The 14,809-nt window shown below is 71.9% G+C and carries 14 protein-coding genes; 7 read left to right on the top strand and 7 right to left on the bottom strand.

The features are described 5' to 3' along the window. Positions 1-1,396 (bottom strand): glycosyltransferase family 2 protein (locus EAO75_RS30590; RefSeq protein ID WP_147998676.1); only part of this gene is annotated, 1,396 nt, incomplete at its 3' end. Positions 1,397-1,540: 144 nt separating this feature from the next. Here EAO75_RS30590 and EAO75_RS30585 point away from each other — a divergent pair. Beyond that, on the top strand, positions 1,541-2,044 hold the full coding sequence (locus EAO75_RS30585; protein WP_147998388.1) for a metallophosphoesterase family protein: 504 nt from the start codon (positions 1,541-1,543) through the stop codon (positions 2,042-2,044). Between the two features lie 170 nt (positions 2,045-2,214). On the opposite strand, the gene EAO75_RS30580 is transcribed toward EAO75_RS30585, so the two are convergent. From EAO75_RS30580 to EAO75_RS30570, 3 genes are read right to left on the bottom strand one after another with little or no spacing between them, the layout of a single operon-like run. Beyond that, complete coding sequence (locus EAO75_RS30580) at positions 2,215-2,823, bottom strand: SRPBCC family protein (RefSeq protein ID WP_147998387.1); 609 nt, start codon at positions 2,821-2,823, stop codon at positions 2,215-2,217. Positions 2,824-2,842: 19 nt separating this feature from the next. Then, on the bottom strand, positions 2,843-3,943 hold the full coding sequence (locus EAO75_RS30575; RefSeq protein WP_147998386.1) for an XdhC family protein: 1,101 nt from the start codon (positions 3,941-3,943) through the stop codon (positions 2,843-2,845). A gap of 12 nt (positions 3,944-3,955) precedes the next feature. Continuing rightward, complete coding sequence (locus EAO75_RS30570) at positions 3,956-4,771, bottom strand: VWA domain-containing protein (RefSeq protein ID WP_261989491.1); 816 nt, start codon at positions 4,769-4,771, stop codon at positions 3,956-3,958. 372 nt (positions 4,772-5,143) lie between these two features. On the opposite strand from EAO75_RS30570, the gene EAO75_RS30565 reads away from it, so the two are divergent. The 5 genes from EAO75_RS30565 (at position 5,144) to EAO75_RS30545 (ending at position 11,871) form a co-directional block, all read left to right on the top strand. Continuing rightward, entirely contained in the window at positions 5,144-7,177 is a 2,034-nt protein-coding gene (locus EAO75_RS30565; protein WP_147998385.1) for an elongation factor G, read from the top strand. A gap of 43 nt (positions 7,178-7,220) precedes the next feature. Continuing rightward, positions 7,221-7,880: a tetratricopeptide repeat protein gene (locus EAO75_RS30560; protein ID WP_147998384.1), complete on the top strand. Its 660-nt coding sequence runs from the start codon at positions 7,221-7,223 to the stop codon at positions 7,878-7,880. A gap of 82 nt (positions 7,881-7,962) precedes the next feature. After that, a complete protein-coding gene (locus EAO75_RS30555; RefSeq protein WP_147998383.1) occupies positions 7,963-9,822 on the top strand; it encodes a cellulase family glycosylhydrolase in 1,860 nt (619 codons plus the stop codon). A 64-nt stretch (positions 9,823-9,886) separates the two neighbouring features. Next, entirely contained in the window at positions 9,887-10,675 is a 789-nt protein-coding gene (locus EAO75_RS30550; protein WP_147998382.1) for a MerR family transcriptional regulator, read from the top strand. Next, a complete protein-coding gene (locus EAO75_RS30545; protein WP_147998381.1) occupies positions 10,672-11,871 on the top strand; it encodes a glycosyltransferase in 1,200 nt (399 codons plus the stop codon). The genes EAO75_RS30550 and EAO75_RS30545 overlap by 4 nt, the downstream gene beginning before the upstream one ends. On the opposite strand, the gene EAO75_RS30540 is transcribed toward EAO75_RS30545, so the two are convergent. Then, entirely contained in the window at positions 11,872-13,122 is a 1,251-nt protein-coding gene (locus tag EAO75_RS30540) for a YncE family protein (protein WP_147998380.1), read from the bottom strand. A gap of 187 nt (positions 13,123-13,309) precedes the next feature. Here EAO75_RS30540 and EAO75_RS30535 point away from each other — a divergent pair, with 187 nt between their 5' ends. After that, entirely contained in the window at positions 13,310-13,972 is a 663-nt protein-coding gene (locus EAO75_RS30535) for a TetR/AcrR family transcriptional regulator (RefSeq protein WP_147998379.1), read from the top strand. A gap of 38 nt (positions 13,973-14,010) precedes the next feature. Here EAO75_RS30535 and EAO75_RS30530 read toward each other — a convergent pair whose 3' ends face one another. Beyond that, a complete protein-coding gene (locus EAO75_RS30530; protein WP_147998378.1) occupies positions 14,011-14,337 on the bottom strand; it encodes a PepSY domain-containing protein in 327 nt (108 codons plus the stop codon). A gap of 112 nt (positions 14,338-14,449) precedes the next feature. Next, a partial coding sequence (locus EAO75_RS30525; RefSeq protein WP_410092495.1) for a glycosyltransferase occupies positions 14,450-14,809 on the bottom strand: 360 nt, incomplete at its 5' end.

Below are 14,809 nucleotides of genomic sequence, written 5' to 3'. Positions count from 1 at the left end.
GGCCGAGGCGGCACTCCTTGGTCCAGCCGCCCAGCCTGACGCGGACGAGCGCGTCCCACACGCCGGCGCGGGTGAGCGTGGCGGGGTCGACGGCGGCGCTCGCGCGCAGCACCAGCCGGACCCGGCCGTCGTCCCCGGCCGGCACCTCCTGTCGGGTGAACTCCACCGGCTGGAAGTACTGGGCGGCACTGGCCCGCTCGCGCACCAGCAGATCCGCGGTGGCCCGGTCGAACCGGGCGGCGGTGTCGGCGCCCACCCAGGCGATGGCGGCGGCCAGGTCCTCGGGCGGACCGTCGAGCGGCGCGGGCGCCGCGCCGGCGGCGAAGGTCATCGGCTCGGCTGCGGACGTGTACTGCGCGCTGAAGGCGACCCGCAGTGTGCCGTTCTCCCAGGCCACACCCTCGGGTACGGCCGTGAGGGCGATGCCGGCCTCCCACTCGGCGAACGCCTCGACGTCGTCGTACCGGCCGGCGGCGATCAGCGCGGCGACGACCTGCTGCGTCGGCTGCAGCCCGGCCGCGACACCGGGCCCGAAGCGCTCCACGACGACCTGGTGCATCTCCTCGAACAGCTCCCGGCGATAGTCCGCCGGGAGCGCGAGCATCCTGCGCGCGCGCATCCGTTCGACCATCTCCACCCGCAGCCAGCGCCGGAAGAGCCGGTCACGCAGGGGCCCCGGCTCGGTGTACCGCTCGACGACGTCCAGGGCCTCCCGGAGGTTCTTGAAGTAGCCGCCCGGGTCGAAGCGCTGGAATCCGGCGTTCGAGGCGTCGTCCCGGCGGACGTGGTAGTAGCAGACGTAGTCGCTGAGCACCGAGACGTTGGACGCGCGCAGATACGCCTCCGTGACGAAGACGTGGTCCTCCAGCCGCCGCCGGCCCTCGGGGAAGCGCAGCCCGATGTCGTCGAGGAAGGCGCGCCGGAACATCTTGTGCGGGGTCAGACTGTCGATCAGTGGCGCGTTCTCGACGGTGGCCCGCGGGTGGTTGCGCCGGAACAGCTCCACCGGAACCCCGCGGCCCTTGCCGGCCATTTTGCCGACCACGACATCGGCGCCGTTGGCCACGCCGTAGTCGTACATCCGCTCCAGGGCCTCGTCGCCGACGTAGTCGTCGTTGTCGACGAACATCACGTACTCGCCCCGGGCGGCGGCGATACCGACGTTGCGCGGCCTGCCCGACCAGCCCGAGTTCTCCTGGTGCACCACGGTCACCCGGGGCTCCGCGGCGGCGACCGCGTCGAGCCGGGCCGGCGTGTCGTCGGTGGAGCCGTCGTCGACGAAGATCACTTCGTAGGCGTCGGGCGGCAGCGACTGTGCGAGCAGCGAGGTGATGCAGTCCTCGATGTAGACCCCCGGGTTGTACACGGGGACGACGACGCTGACCTTGACCGGCATCCGGGTCCGAGCCCCCTAGGGGTCGCTGTGCGTTTACGTCAGATTACGGTGCTCGTGGCCAGATCCTAACTGTGTCACCGGTTTTGTCCACCGCTCAACCACGGCGGTCCGCACGGTGATCTTGTCCCTGGGTAGCTTGATGGCGTGCGCCTGCTGCTGATGTCCGACACCCACCTGCCCAAGCGCGCCAGGGCCCTCCCTGAGGCGCTGCTCGCCGAACTCCCGCGCGCCGACGTCGTGTTCCACGCGGGGGACTGGGTCGACACGGCCACACTCGACCTGCTGGAGAGCCGCTCCGCCCGCCTCGTCGGGGTCTACGGCAACAACGACGGCCCGGACCTGCGCGCCCGGCTCCCCGAGGTGGCGTACGCCGAGCTCGGCGGCCTGCGTTTCGCCGTGGTCCATGAGACCGGGTCCGCCCAGGGGCGCGAGGCGCGCTGCGCGGCCCGCTTTCCCGACCTGGACGTCCTGGTCTTCGGGCACAGCCACATCCCCTGGGACACGACCGCCCCTTCAGGTCTGCGTCTGCTCAATCCCGGCTCCCCGACGGACCGCCGCCGACAGCCCCACTGCACGTACATGACCGCGACCGTGGGGGAGGGCTCGCTGGGGGAGGTGGCGCTGCACCGGCTGCCTCAGCGGCGCTGAGGGCGGTGAGACAAGAACCGGGCCGCTCCGCGCGTGGGGAAGCGGCCCGGGCGCTGCTTATGCGCTGTCATGGACCTCCTTCCCGCTCAGAGGCTGTTTCTCGGAGACACGTAAGTCTCCGTTGTGGCGCGACTACCCGCTCTCGCCCGTCCTACACATCCTGATGGCGGTCACTTCCGTCCGGCCCGCCACCGCCGCAGCCGTGCCACCACCAGCACCCCCAGAACCACCGCCACCAAGGCCCCCGCACGCTTCACCACCGGCACTGCGGCCGAGCGGAGCAGGTCGAGCGGCTCCTGCGGTTCGTCCTCACCCACCGCCGCCGCACCGACCGCGGGCTCGGCCGGCCGCTCCGACAGGCACGCGGCGAACTGCCCGACCAGCCGGTCGCCCACCTCGGCCATCACCCCGCGCCCGAACTGCGCCGGACGTCCGGTCACCGCCAGATCGGTGCGCACCGACACGGCCGTACCGTCGTCGTGCTCGCTGAGCGTGCCGGTCATCGTGGCCCGTGCGGTGCCCTGGCCGTGCGTCTCCCGGCCACTCGCGACGAGCACCATGCGGTGCGCCGTCTCGTCCTGGTCCTCGAAGACGGCCGTGCCCTTGTACGTCACGGTGATCGGACCCACCTTGACCTTCACCGCGCCGGTCACGGTCTTGCCGTCGTACTCCTCGACGCTCGCCCCGGGCATGCAGGGCGCGACCCGCTCGATGTCGAGGAGCGTGCGCCAGGCCTCGTCGACCGGGACGGGGACGGTGAACTCGTGGTGCAGCTCCATGACTTCCTCCAGCCGGCTGCTACGACGAGGGATGGATGGCGCCCGCCGTCGCCGTGAGTGGGGCGCCGGTGCCGCCCCACCGCAGGGCGACGATCTCGGCGGCGACGGACACGGCGACCTCCTCGGGCGTACGGGCCCCGAGGTCGAGCCCGACCGGGGAGCGCAGCCGGGCCAACTCGCCCTCGTCGAGCCCGGCTTCGCTCAGCCGCTTCATCCGGTCGTCGTGCGTACGGCGGCTGCCCATCGCCCCGATGTACGCCGCCGGACGCCGCAGCGCCTCCTCCAGCAGGGGGACGTCGAACTTCGGGTCGTGGGTGAGCACGCAGATCACCGTGCGCTCGTCGGTGTCCGTGCCGCTCAGATAGCGGTGCGGCCAGTCCACGACAACCTCGACGCCCGCCGGGAAGCGCTTCGGCGTGGCGAAGACCGGGCGGGCGTCGCACACCGTGACCCGGTAGCCGAGGAAGTCGCCGATGCGGGCGACCGAGGCCGCGTAGTCGATCGCGCCGAAGACCAGCATGCGCGGCGGTGGTGCGAAGGAGTGCAGGAAGACGCTGACCGCGTCCTCGCGGCGCTCGCCGTGCGGTCCGTAGTGCCGGAGCCCCGTGGCGCCCAGGGCGAGTTCGCCGCGCGCGTCGGCGGTGACCGCCACGTCCAGGCCGGGCGTGCCGAGCGTGCCGGCGACCCGGTCCTGCCACACCGCCAGCGTCGCTCCGCGCGGCGCCGGTCCGTCGGTCACCGTCGCCACGGTCACCGGGCGGCCCGCCGCGACCGACTCGGCGACCTCGCCGAAGGACGGATCCGAGGCGGCCGTCACGGGACGTACCAGCAAGGTGATCTCACCGCCGCAGGTGAGCCCCACCGCGAACGCGTCCTCGTCGCTGTACCCGAAGGTCTCCAGCCGTGCCTCACCGCTCGCCACGACCTCCTGCGCGAGCTCGAAGACGGCTCCCTCGACACAGCCGCCGGACACACTGCCCACGACCTCGTCGTCGGGGCCCACCGCCATCGCGGCCCCGGGGTCGCGCGGGGCGCTGCGGCTGGTCGCGACCACGGTGGCGAGTCCGAACGGCACCCGGGCCGCGTACCAGGGGCTGATCACCGGGAGAATCTCACGCATCGTCCGCTCCTCTCACCACCGCCGCCGGCCGCTCCAGGGCGGCCAGGCTGTGCCCTTCGACGAAGGCGTCCACGCTCGGCAGGGCCGCCGCCATCCCGGCCGCCAGGGGCGCGTAGCCCGGGCGGGCCTTGCGCGGATTGCCCAGATCATCCGGTGCGCCGGCCGGTGCAGGCGGCGCATCTGGTCCGCGAGCAGCTCCGGATCGCCGCGCTCCCAGCCGTCGGACTGCAAGACCACGATCGCACCGCGCGCCATGCCGCGCTGCCCCCAGCGGTCCAGGAACGCCCGCAGCAGCTCCCCCAGCCGGGTACCCCCGCGCCGGTCGGGCACCGCCGCCGCGACCGCGGCCATCGCCAGGTCCGGGTCCCGGTGCCCCAGCTCACGGGTCACCCGGGTGAGCCGGGTGCCGATCGTGAACACCTCCGTACGGCTGCCTCGGGCGGCCGCGTGCGCGAAGCGCAGGAGCGCCTCCGAGTAGGGCGCCATGGAGCCGCTGACGTCCACGAGCAGCACGACCCGGCGGGGCCGCTCGGACCGCGCGTGCCGGCGCAGGCGCGCGGGCTCCCCGCCGCGCCGCGGCAGCTCCCGCACCGTCCGGCGCGGATCGACCTCGCCGCGTCTGGCCGGGGTCCGGCGTGCGGAGCGCCGCGCCTGGCCGCGCAGCGCGAACGCCGCCGGCAGCCGCCGCACCTGCTCCCGCTCGGCGGCGTCCAGATCGGCGACATCACGGTGGCGCAGGACTTCGACGGCGCCGGCTCCGCCGCTGACGACCAGCCGCAGCCGAGCGGGGAGGAGCGGACACCGGCCGACCGGAACGCGAACCGTCACCGAAGTACGCGGCGAACACCCGCTCGTAGCGCTCCAGGTCGTCCCGGTCCCCGCACAGCGTCAAGCGCCCCGCCCGGTACACGTCCGCCCGTATCCCCGGCCGCAGGACGTCCACCGCTGACAGGAAGGCGTGCACGCGCTCGGCGCTCGCGTCGACGCCCGCCGCGCGCAGGGCACGGGCGAAAACGAGGAGCGCGGCGTCCGCGGCGAGTCATGCGGCAGCGTTCGTTGAGCATTAATCCATTGCCTGCGCGGGGCGGGCCCTGCTGCACTGCACGGGACCCGTCGTCACGCACAGGGGAGCAGCAATGCGCACTGCGTTCATGTCCCCCCAGGAAGGAATCACCCCCTCATCGAAGGACATGACGCTTCGTGCATTTGCTCAACCTCGGGATCCTCGCCCATGTCGACGCCGGTAAGACCAGCTTGACCGAGCGCCTGCTGCACTCGGCCGGTGTGATCGACGAGATCGGCAGCGTCGACGCGGGGAACACCCAGACCGACTCGCTCGCGCTGGAGCGCCGGCGCGGCATCACCATCAAGTCCGCCGTCGTCTCCTTCGCGCTGGACGACGTGACGGTCAACCTCATCGACACCCCCGGCCACCCGGACTTCATCGCCGAGGTGGAGCGGGTGCTCGGCGTGCTCGACGGCGCCGTGCTGGTCGTCTCGGCCGTCGAGGGCGTCCAGCCGCAGACGCGGGTGCTGATGCGCACGCTGCACCGGCTGCGCATCCCGACCCTCGTCTTCGTCAACAAGATCGACCGACGCGGGGCGCGCTACGACGCCGTCCTGCGAGCCGTGTCCGAACGGCTGACGGCGGCCGTCGTACCGATGGGCACGGCCGACGCCCTCGGCACCCGCGACGCCCGCTTCGTCCCCGGCCTCGCACCGTCGGCGCTCGACGTCCTCGCCGACCACGACGACGGGCTGCTGACGGCGTACATCGAGGACACGGTCTCCCGCGGCGCCCTGCGCGCCGCCCTGGCCGACCAGTCCCGGCAGGCGCTGGTCCACCCCGTGTACTTCGGCTCCGCCGTCACCGGCGCGGGCGTCGACGCGCTGATCGACGGCATCAAGGAATTGCTGCCCGCCGCGGACGGCGACGCCGAGGGACCGGTGTCGGGGACCGTCTTCAAGGTGGAGCGGGGCCCGGCGGGGGAGAAGGTCGCCTACGCCCGGATGTTCTCCGGGACCCTGCGCACCCGCGACCGGATCCGCTTCGGCGCCGCCGGGGAGACGGGCGGCACCGGCGATCTCGGCGACTCCCGCGCCCAGGGCGAGCTCGGGGACCCCCGCGCCGAGGGCCGTATCACCGCGATCAGCGTCTTCGAAGGGGGGACGGATGTGCGGGGCGATGCCGTCGCCGCCGGCCGCATCGCCAAGCTGTGGGGCCTGGCCGACATCAGGATCGGCGACACGATCGGCGAGCCCCGCAAGTCGTACGGGCACTTCTTCGCCCCGCCCACCCTGGAGACGATCGTCGCCCCGTCCGACGGCGTGGACCGCAGGGCCCTGCACCGCGCCCTCACCCGCCTGGCCGAGCAGGACCCGCTGATCGACCTGCGCCACGACGAGGTACGCCAGGAGACCTTCGTCTCCCTCTACGGCGAGGTGCAGAAGGAGGTCATCCAGGCCACCCTCGCCGACGACTTCGGCCTCGACGTCACCTTCCGCGAGACGACACCGCTGTGCGTCGAGCGGCCGGTCGGCTCGGGCGGGGCGGTCGAGTTCAACAAGAAGGACGGCAACCCGTTCCTCGCGACGGTCGGCCTGCGCGTCGAGCCGGCGCCGGCCGGGTCCGGCGTGGAGTTCCGCCTGGAGGTGGAGCTGGGCTCCATGCCGTACGCCTTCTTCAAGGCCGTCGAGGACACCGTGCGCGAGACCCTCGGCCAGGGCCTGCACGGCTGGCAGGTCCCCGACTGCACGGTCACCATGACCCACTCCGGCTACTCGCCCCGCCAGAGCCACGCCCACCAGGGCTTCGACAAGAGCATGTCCAGCACCGGCTACGACTTCCGGGGCGTGACCCCGCTGGTCCTGATCGAGGCGCTGCGCCGGGCGGGTACGCAGGTGTACGAGCCCCTGCACCGCTTCCGCATCGAGGCCCCGACCGACACCCTGGCGGCCCTGCTGCCGGTGTTCGCCAGGCTGCGCGCGGTGCCGCAGACAACGGAGACACGCGGCGCCTCCTGCGTTCTGGAGGGATCGGTGCCCGCGGCTCACGTGCACGAGCTGGAGCAGCAGCTGCCCGGCCTGACCCGCGGCGAGGGCGAGCTGGAGAGCGCCTTCGACCACTACGCACCCGCCCCGCGCGGCACGCTTCCGCAGCGCCGGCGCACCGACCTCAACCCGCTGAACCGGAAGGAGTACCTGTTGAACCTGACCCGCAGGGTCGGCGCCTGAAAAGTCAGTGGGACGGCGCGGGCGACGTTCGTACCATCACCGCATGACTGCGGACACACGGATCGAGCAGGCCCAACTCCTCTACGAACGCGCGGTGTTCGGCGGCGACAGCGACGCACTGGCGACGGCCGACCGAGAGCTCGACGCGGTCGAGGCGGATCTCGCCCTGGCCCGAGGCAGGATCGTCCACGCCCGGTTCCTGGTGGAGCGGGCCGAGGACGCGCGGGAGCTGGAGCTCTTCGAGCGGGCCGCGCGGCTGTACGGGGAACTCGGTGACGTGCGCGGTGAGGGGGAGGCGCTGTTCTGGGTCGGCGCCTTCCATCAGGTGGTCCGCGACGACACCGAGAGCGCCCTGCCCGCCTTCGCCCGCTCCCTCGACCTCGCCACCCGCGCCGACGACCGGCTGACCATGTCCTACGCCCTTCGCCACCTCGGCATCGCGGACCACATGGCCAAACGCCTCGACGCGGCACGCGACCGACTGGAGGAGTCCACCCGTCTGSGCCGCGAGCTCGGTTTCCTGCCCGGGGTGGCCGCCAATCTCATCGGGCTCGCCCATCTCGCGGCCCAGACGGACCGGCGCGAGGAGGCCGCGGAACTGCTCCGGGAGGCGGCGGACGCGGCAGGGAAGGCGGGTGCGCAAGGAGTGCTGCGGTGGGTGGCCGAGGCGCGTGAGCACCTGGGGCTGTCCGACGGCGGATGAGACCGGGGTGCAGGCCGAGTCTCAACTTACTCCAGGGTCAGGAGTATTGACGGTGTCCTGATATCGCCGGACTGTAGTGGACATGCCGAACATACGAGCGCGTCTGCTGGTTGTTCTGGTCGTCCTCTTAGGATCCCTCACGGTGGCGGGCCCCTCTCCCGCCACCGCCGCCACCCTTCCCGACTCCCTCTGGTTCGACGAAACGCCCCTGACCGTGCAGAACGGCCGCTTCACCGACGGCCACGGCCGCGAAGTCGTCCTGCGCGGCTACAACGTCTCCGGCGAGACCAAGCTGGCGGAGAACGGAGGCCTGCCCTTCGCCTCGGTCGCCGACGCGAAGAAGTCCGCGACCGCGCTGCGCGCCCTCGGCGGCGGCAACTCGATCCGCTTCCTTCTCTCCTGGGCCTACGCGGAGCCCGTGCGAGGTCAGCTGGACACCACGTATCTGGCCGCCGCCACCGCCCAGATGCGCGCGTTCCTCGACGCCGGCATCCGCGTCTACCCCGACTTCCACCAGGACCTCTACTCCCGGTACCTGTTCGACCCCGACAGCTGGTACTCGGGTGACGGCGCCCCCAAGTGGGCCGTGGACGCGGGGGACTACCCGGACGAGTCCTGTGGGATCTGCCTCTTCTGGGGCCAGAACATCACCCAGAACGAGGCCGTGAAGCAGGCGTCGCACGACTTCTGGCACAACGAGTACGGCCTTCAGGACGCGTTCCTGACGACCGCCCAGAAGACGATGGCGTACGTCAGACAGAACGTCTCCGCCGCCGAGTTCGCGGGCGTCGTCGGCTTCGACCCGTACAACGAGCCGCACGCCGGCAGCTACGACTCCGGCCAGACCAGCCGCACCTGGGAACGGGACGTCCTGTGGCCGTTCTACGAGAAGTTCCGCTCCCGCATGGACGCGGCCGGCTGGCAGGACAAGCCCCTCTTCGCCGAGCCGAACCTCTTCTGGAATGCCAACCTCGACTTCCAGAAGCAGGAGGGCGGCCTGCTCGACGCGGGCACGCTCGGCTCGCGCTTCGTCTTCAACACCCACTTCTACGACCAGAAGGCCATCTCCGGCATCTTCATGTGGGGCAAGGCGGTCGACGGCCAGTACGCCGGCGACTTCGGCACGGTCCGCGACCGCGCCTCGGCCACCGGGACGCCCGCGATCGTCAGCGAGTTCGGCCACCCGCTGTCGGGCTCGGTCTCCGACAAGGCGCCGACCGTGCTCAAGGCGATGTACCAGGCCCTCGACTCCCGGGTCCCGGGCGCGAGTTGGTGGTCGAACCCGACCGGATCCGGCCCGGTGCTCTCCGGTACGCAGTGGCAGTGGGACATCTACAACGGACGCCACCACGAGCTGATGAACGACAACCCCGACAAGGTCCTCACCACCGGGGACGCCTGGAACGACGAGGATCTGTCCGCCGTACGCCTCGACGACTCGGGCACGGCGGTGCTGCGGCAGGACGCCAGGCTGCTCGACCGGATCTACCCCGGCGCCACCTCCGGGACGACACTCGCCTTCACCTACGAGGACCGCTCCCGCGACGGCGACACCACGCTGACCTGGAACCCGGTGCCGAGCTCCCTGCCGAACGTGGCGCGGCTCGTCGGATCGGGACAGTACGGGCTGCAGCTCTGGCGCTCGAACAGCGGCACGGCACCGACCGAACTGCACCTCCCGGCGTCCTTCCCGACCGGGTCCACCACGGTGGTCTCCGACCTGGGCACGGCATACGCCCCGCCGTCGTACACCTCGGCCACCCCGGTCGGCGTGGCCGCGGAACCGGGCGGCACGGGCAGCCGACGTCTGCTGCTCACCGACACCGACTCCGGGGTCCTGCACTACGCGCTCGTGACGAACGGGGCGAGCGCCCCCTCGGCCACGCTGCTGAACGCCGCACGGTCCGAACTCTCCGCCTGGGCCGCGCGGAACGCCGGATAGGAACCGCCGTTTGACCCTGCCCTTACGTCAGGCTGCACGCTGTACCCGACGAAAGGGCAGGTGAATGAGCTACTCCGTGGGGCAGGTCTCGGCCTTCGCCGGGGTGACCGTGCGCACGCTGCACCACTACGACCGGGCGGGACTGCTCTCGCCCAGTGGCCGCAGCGGCGCCGGTTACCGGCTGTACGACGACACCGACCTGGCCAGGCTCCAGCAGATCCTCTTCTACCGCGAACTCGGCTTCTCCCTCGACGAGATCGCCGAGATCCTCAAGGATCCGCAGGCCAACGCCCGGGAGTATCTCCGGGCCCGGGTGCGGCAGTTGACCGAGGAGATCGGCAGGCTCCGGCGACTGGCCGAGGTGGCCGAGCAGGCGATCGAGGTCCAGCAGACGGGCGTGCACCTGGATCCGGCCGAGCGCTTCGAGGTCTTCGGAGAGATCGACTTCGACCTCAGCTACGCCACCCAGGCACAGCTCAAGTGGCAGGACTCGCCGGGGCGGAAGGAGTCGATGGCACGCGCCGCCTCCCACACCAAGGAGGACTGGCGCCGGCTCATGGGTGAGGCCGCAGCCTGGCGCGCGGAGCTGCTCGCCGCCTTCGACGACGGGGAGCCCGCCGACGGCGAACGGGCCATGGACCTCGCCGAGGAGCACCGGCTGCACATCGCCCGCTGGTTCACCACCTGTCCGCCCGACATGCACCGGCGTATCGCGGACGACTTCGCCGCCGATCCGCGCGCCTTCGCGCTCGTCGTACCGCCGTCGCAGCAGCGGCCGGGCCTCGCCACCTATCTGTGCAAGGCCGTCCATGCGAACGCGGCCCGCCGGGCGGACCATGAGGAGGACGGATGAGGATCCTGATAGCCGCCGCCGGATCACGCGGTGACGTCGCGCCGTACACCGGGCTCGGGGCGGGCCTGCGCGAGGCCGGACACGACGTCACCCTCGCCACGACCGACGCCTTCGCGCCGCTGGTCCGGGAGGCCGGCCTGGAGTTCCGGAGCCTGCCCAGCCGCCCGCAGGCCCGCCACGAGGTCGAAGGGCGACGGGCGCTGATGCGCACCGCCACCGCGTTCGTCACCGAGCTCGGGCAGGGCTTCGCCGACGCGGTGGACGAACGCACGGACCTGCTCCTGCTCTCGACCACCACGGCACCGCTCGGCCGGCATGTGGCCGAGGCCATGGGCATCCCGGCGATCGGCGCCTACCTCCAACCCACCGCCCCGACCGGCGATTTCCCGCCGGTTGTCATGGGAACCCGCTCGCTGGGCCGCCTCGGCAACCGCGCCGCCGGCCGCTTCGCCCTGCGCATGGCCGACCGCGTCTACACCGAGGCCGTCAGCGCACTGCGCCGCCGCCTCGACCTGCCAGCGCTGGCACCCTCTGAGATACGCCGACGCCAGGAGCGGGCGCACGAGCCCGTCCTGCACGGCTTCAGTACGGCGCTGGTGCCGCGCCCGTCCGACTGGCGTACGGGACTCGACGTCGTCGGCACCTGGTGGCCGTACGTCGCCCCGGAACGCCGGCTCCCCGCCGAGGTGGAGGACTTCCTCGCGGCGGGAGCGCGCCCGGTGTTCGTCGGGTTCGGCAGCATGGCGGCCGGTCACGGCGAGCGGCTGAGCGAGCTCACCGTCCAGGCGCTGCGGCGTGGCGGGCTGCGGGGCATCGTCCAGGCGGGCAGCGCCGGACTCGCGGGCGACGGCGACGACGTCCTCACCATCGGCGACGTACCGCATGCCCTGCTGTTCCCGAGGGTGGCCGCGGTGGTGCAGCACGCCGGGGCGGGTACCACGGCGGCCGCGTTGCGCGCCGGAGTGCCCACGGTCGCGGTGCCGGTGACGGCGGACCAGCCGTTCTGGGCAGGGCGGCTCGCCGCGATCGGTGCCGCCACCGACCCGATCCCCTTCGCCTCACTCACCGCCGAACGGCTCGCGGACGCGCTCGGCCGGGCCGTGCGGCAGCAGGCGTACACCCGCGCCGCCTCGGTCGCCGCGCGGCACATGGCGACCGAGGACGGTGTGGGCGCGGTGCTCCAGGCCCTGGGCTGATCAGCCTCCCGTGGGGCTCGTCCAGCCGGGCTGCACGTGGCCCAGCCGGACCCGCTGCGGATGGTCGCCGACCGGGACGGACAGCTGCTTCTGGCCGGTGGCGAAGTCGATGGCCGTGACCTGGTCGGTGCCGCTCTCGGAGACCACGCAGGACTTGCCGTCGCCGCTGACCGTGGCCCAGTAGGGCTTGGAGGCGGTGACGAGCGGGCCCTCCTCAAGCGTGGTGCGGTTCACCACGGTCGCGTAGTCGTCCATCGTGCCCGCGACGCAGAGCTTGCTGCCGTCGGGGCTCATCGAGATGCCGTGGTGGCGTGAGTCGTTGACGAAGGTGGTGCGGTCGTCGCTGGTCGCCGGGTTCTTCGGCAGGGTCTTGGTGCGGGTGATCCGGTCGGTGGCCAAGTCGTACTCGAAGAAGCCGTTGAAGAACGACACCTGGAAGTACAGCTTCGACTCGTCCGGCGAGAACACCGCGGGCCGCACCGCGTCGGAGTAGTCCGTCAGGCCGATCGCGTCCAGCTTCGGGCGCATGTCGATGACCTTGACCTGCTGGTACGTGCTCGCGTCGACGACCGTGATGCGCCGGTCGCCCTTCGTCCAGTCCAGCCAGGGGGCGTCGGTCTGCGTGTTCACGTCGCCGATCGCCATGTTGTAGATGTACTTGCCGTCCTGCGTGAAGATGTTCTCGTGCGGCTTGTCGCCGGTGGCGAACCTGCCCAGCTCCCTGCCGTTCTCGATGTCCAGGACGTGCACGGTGTTCGAGGTCGAAGCCGACACGGCCACCCGCTTGCCGTCGGGGGAGACCGCCATGTGGTCGGCGCGGTAACCGGACACGGGGAAGCGCCAGTTGACGGCACCCGTGGCCAGGTCGAGGGAGACCACGTCGGCGAAGCTCGGGCGCGAGACGACCACGGACTTCCCGTCCGGTGTCGAGTACATGTCGTCGACGAACTGGTCGTGGCCCTCACCGACGCTGTTGCGGATCGCCATGAAGTAGATCCACTTGATCGGGTTGGCGTTGATCTCCGCCATTCGCTCGTCCTTGTCGGGGACGACGTTGACACGGCCGATCTTCGCGAAGTCACCGGAGGACTTGATGACATCGGCGGTGCCGTCCCAGTTGTTGCCGACGAACAGCACCTCGCGCAGGGCGGCGGAGGAGTCGGCCGCGGTCGCGGCGGTCGCGGAGGCGGAGACGGTCAGGGCGAGGGCGGCGGCTACGGAGCACAGGTGCCTGGGTCTGATGGCAGGCATGACTGCTCTCTCTTCCTCTGAAGGGGGTGGGCGTCATGAGTGGGGCATGCCAAAACGGGGCGTGGAATCTGAACACGAGTGCTTTCAGAGTCAACTTACTGAAAAGTAAGGAGGGGGTGCCCTTCTCCACAAGACTGCGTACACGACAAAATTGATCGTCGGGTCGGCGAGGCGGCGGGAGGACAGCGTGGCGGGCAGGCTCAAGGCGCCCACCGGTCGCTACGGCGGGAAGTCGGCCGAGGAGCGACAGGCCGATCGGCGGCGGCGATTCCTCGATGCGGCGCTGCGGTTGTTCGGGGACAGCCCCGGATTCCGGGGGACGACCGTCGCGGCCCTCAGTGAGGCCGCCGGACTGTCGACGCGTCAGTTCTACGAGGAGTTCCGCACCCTGGAGGACGTGCTGGCCGCGCTCCACCTCCAGGTCAACGGGTGGGCGCAGGAGGCCGTCCTGGCCGCGGCGGCCGAGGCGGAGGGCCTGCCGCTCGCCGAACGCGCCACGGTGATCTTCCGCGCGTACGCCGGGAACGTCACCGCCGATCCGCGCCGCATCCGCATCACTTTCGTCGAGATCATCGGCGTCAGCCCCCGCCTGGAGGAGCAGCGCCTCGCACGCCGAGCACGCTGGATCGACCTCGTCTGTGCCGAGGTGGCGGGCGCCGTCGCGCGCGGGGAGGCGGCGCCGCGCGACTACCGCCTCGCCGTGACGGCGTTCATCGGCAGCGTCAACGGGCTGCTGCACGACTGGAGCGCGGGGTGGGTGGACGCGACCCTCGACGAGGTCGTCGACGAGCTCGTCCGCATCCTCCTCGGCGTCCTCCAGCCGGTGGGACCGCGGCTCGCCGGGCCCTGACGCAGGTGCCGTGACGTCACGGCCTGGCGCGGACGGGGTCAGCCCTCGTCGTTCGTCTCGTTCTCGCTGTCCGCCACGGTGCTGAGGACCTTGAAGTCCTTGTCGAGATGGACGTCGGTCTGCTTGCCGTCGTCGAGGGTGACCTCGACCTCGTAGTAGCCCTCCTCGTCGCCGACCTCGGTGTCCGTGACCTTGCCGCCACCGGTGTGCGCCAGCGCGGCGGCGCTCGCCCTGTCGAACGCGCTGCCCGTGATGGGCTTCTCGGAGTCGTCCCCGCCGGCGGTGGCCAGGGCGATGCCGGTGCCGCCGCCGATGAGGGCGACCGAGGCCACGCTTGCGACGATCCACTTGCCCTTGCGCTTCATGTCCGCTCCCTGTGCCGCGCGGTGCCGTGCCCGCCGTGTCGTGCGACCGGGCCCGCGATACCAGCTTGCGACGAGGTCGCTGAACAGCCGCTGAACGGAGCTGAACGGTGATTCAGCCGCCGAGCCGGTTCACCGCGTCCAGCACGGGAGCCATGCCGTCCTCGGCGCGCAGCCCGTCGGCCAGGTCGCGGGCGCGCCGGCCGTAGGACGGGTCGCCGGTCGCCTGCCGCAGGGCTGCTGCCAGGGCGTCGGCCGTGCACCTGCGGAGCGGTACGGCGCGGGGCGCGACGCCGAGGGAGACCAGGCGGGCGGCCCAGAAGCCCTCGTCGAACTGGACCGGCACCGGCACGGCCGGCACCCCGGCGCGCAGCCCTGCGGCAGGCGACCGGCGACCCGTCCTACGGCCGGCGCGCCCGCGACCTGGCCGACGGGCTGCGCGCCGAGGACGGCATGGCTCCCGTGCTGGACGCGG

This window comes from Streptomyces sp. UW30, assembly GCF_008042075.1.
Lineage (GTDB): Bacteria > Actinomycetota > Actinomycetes > Streptomycetales > Streptomycetaceae > Streptomyces.
This window is presented reverse-complemented; position numbering and strand designations above follow the sequence as displayed.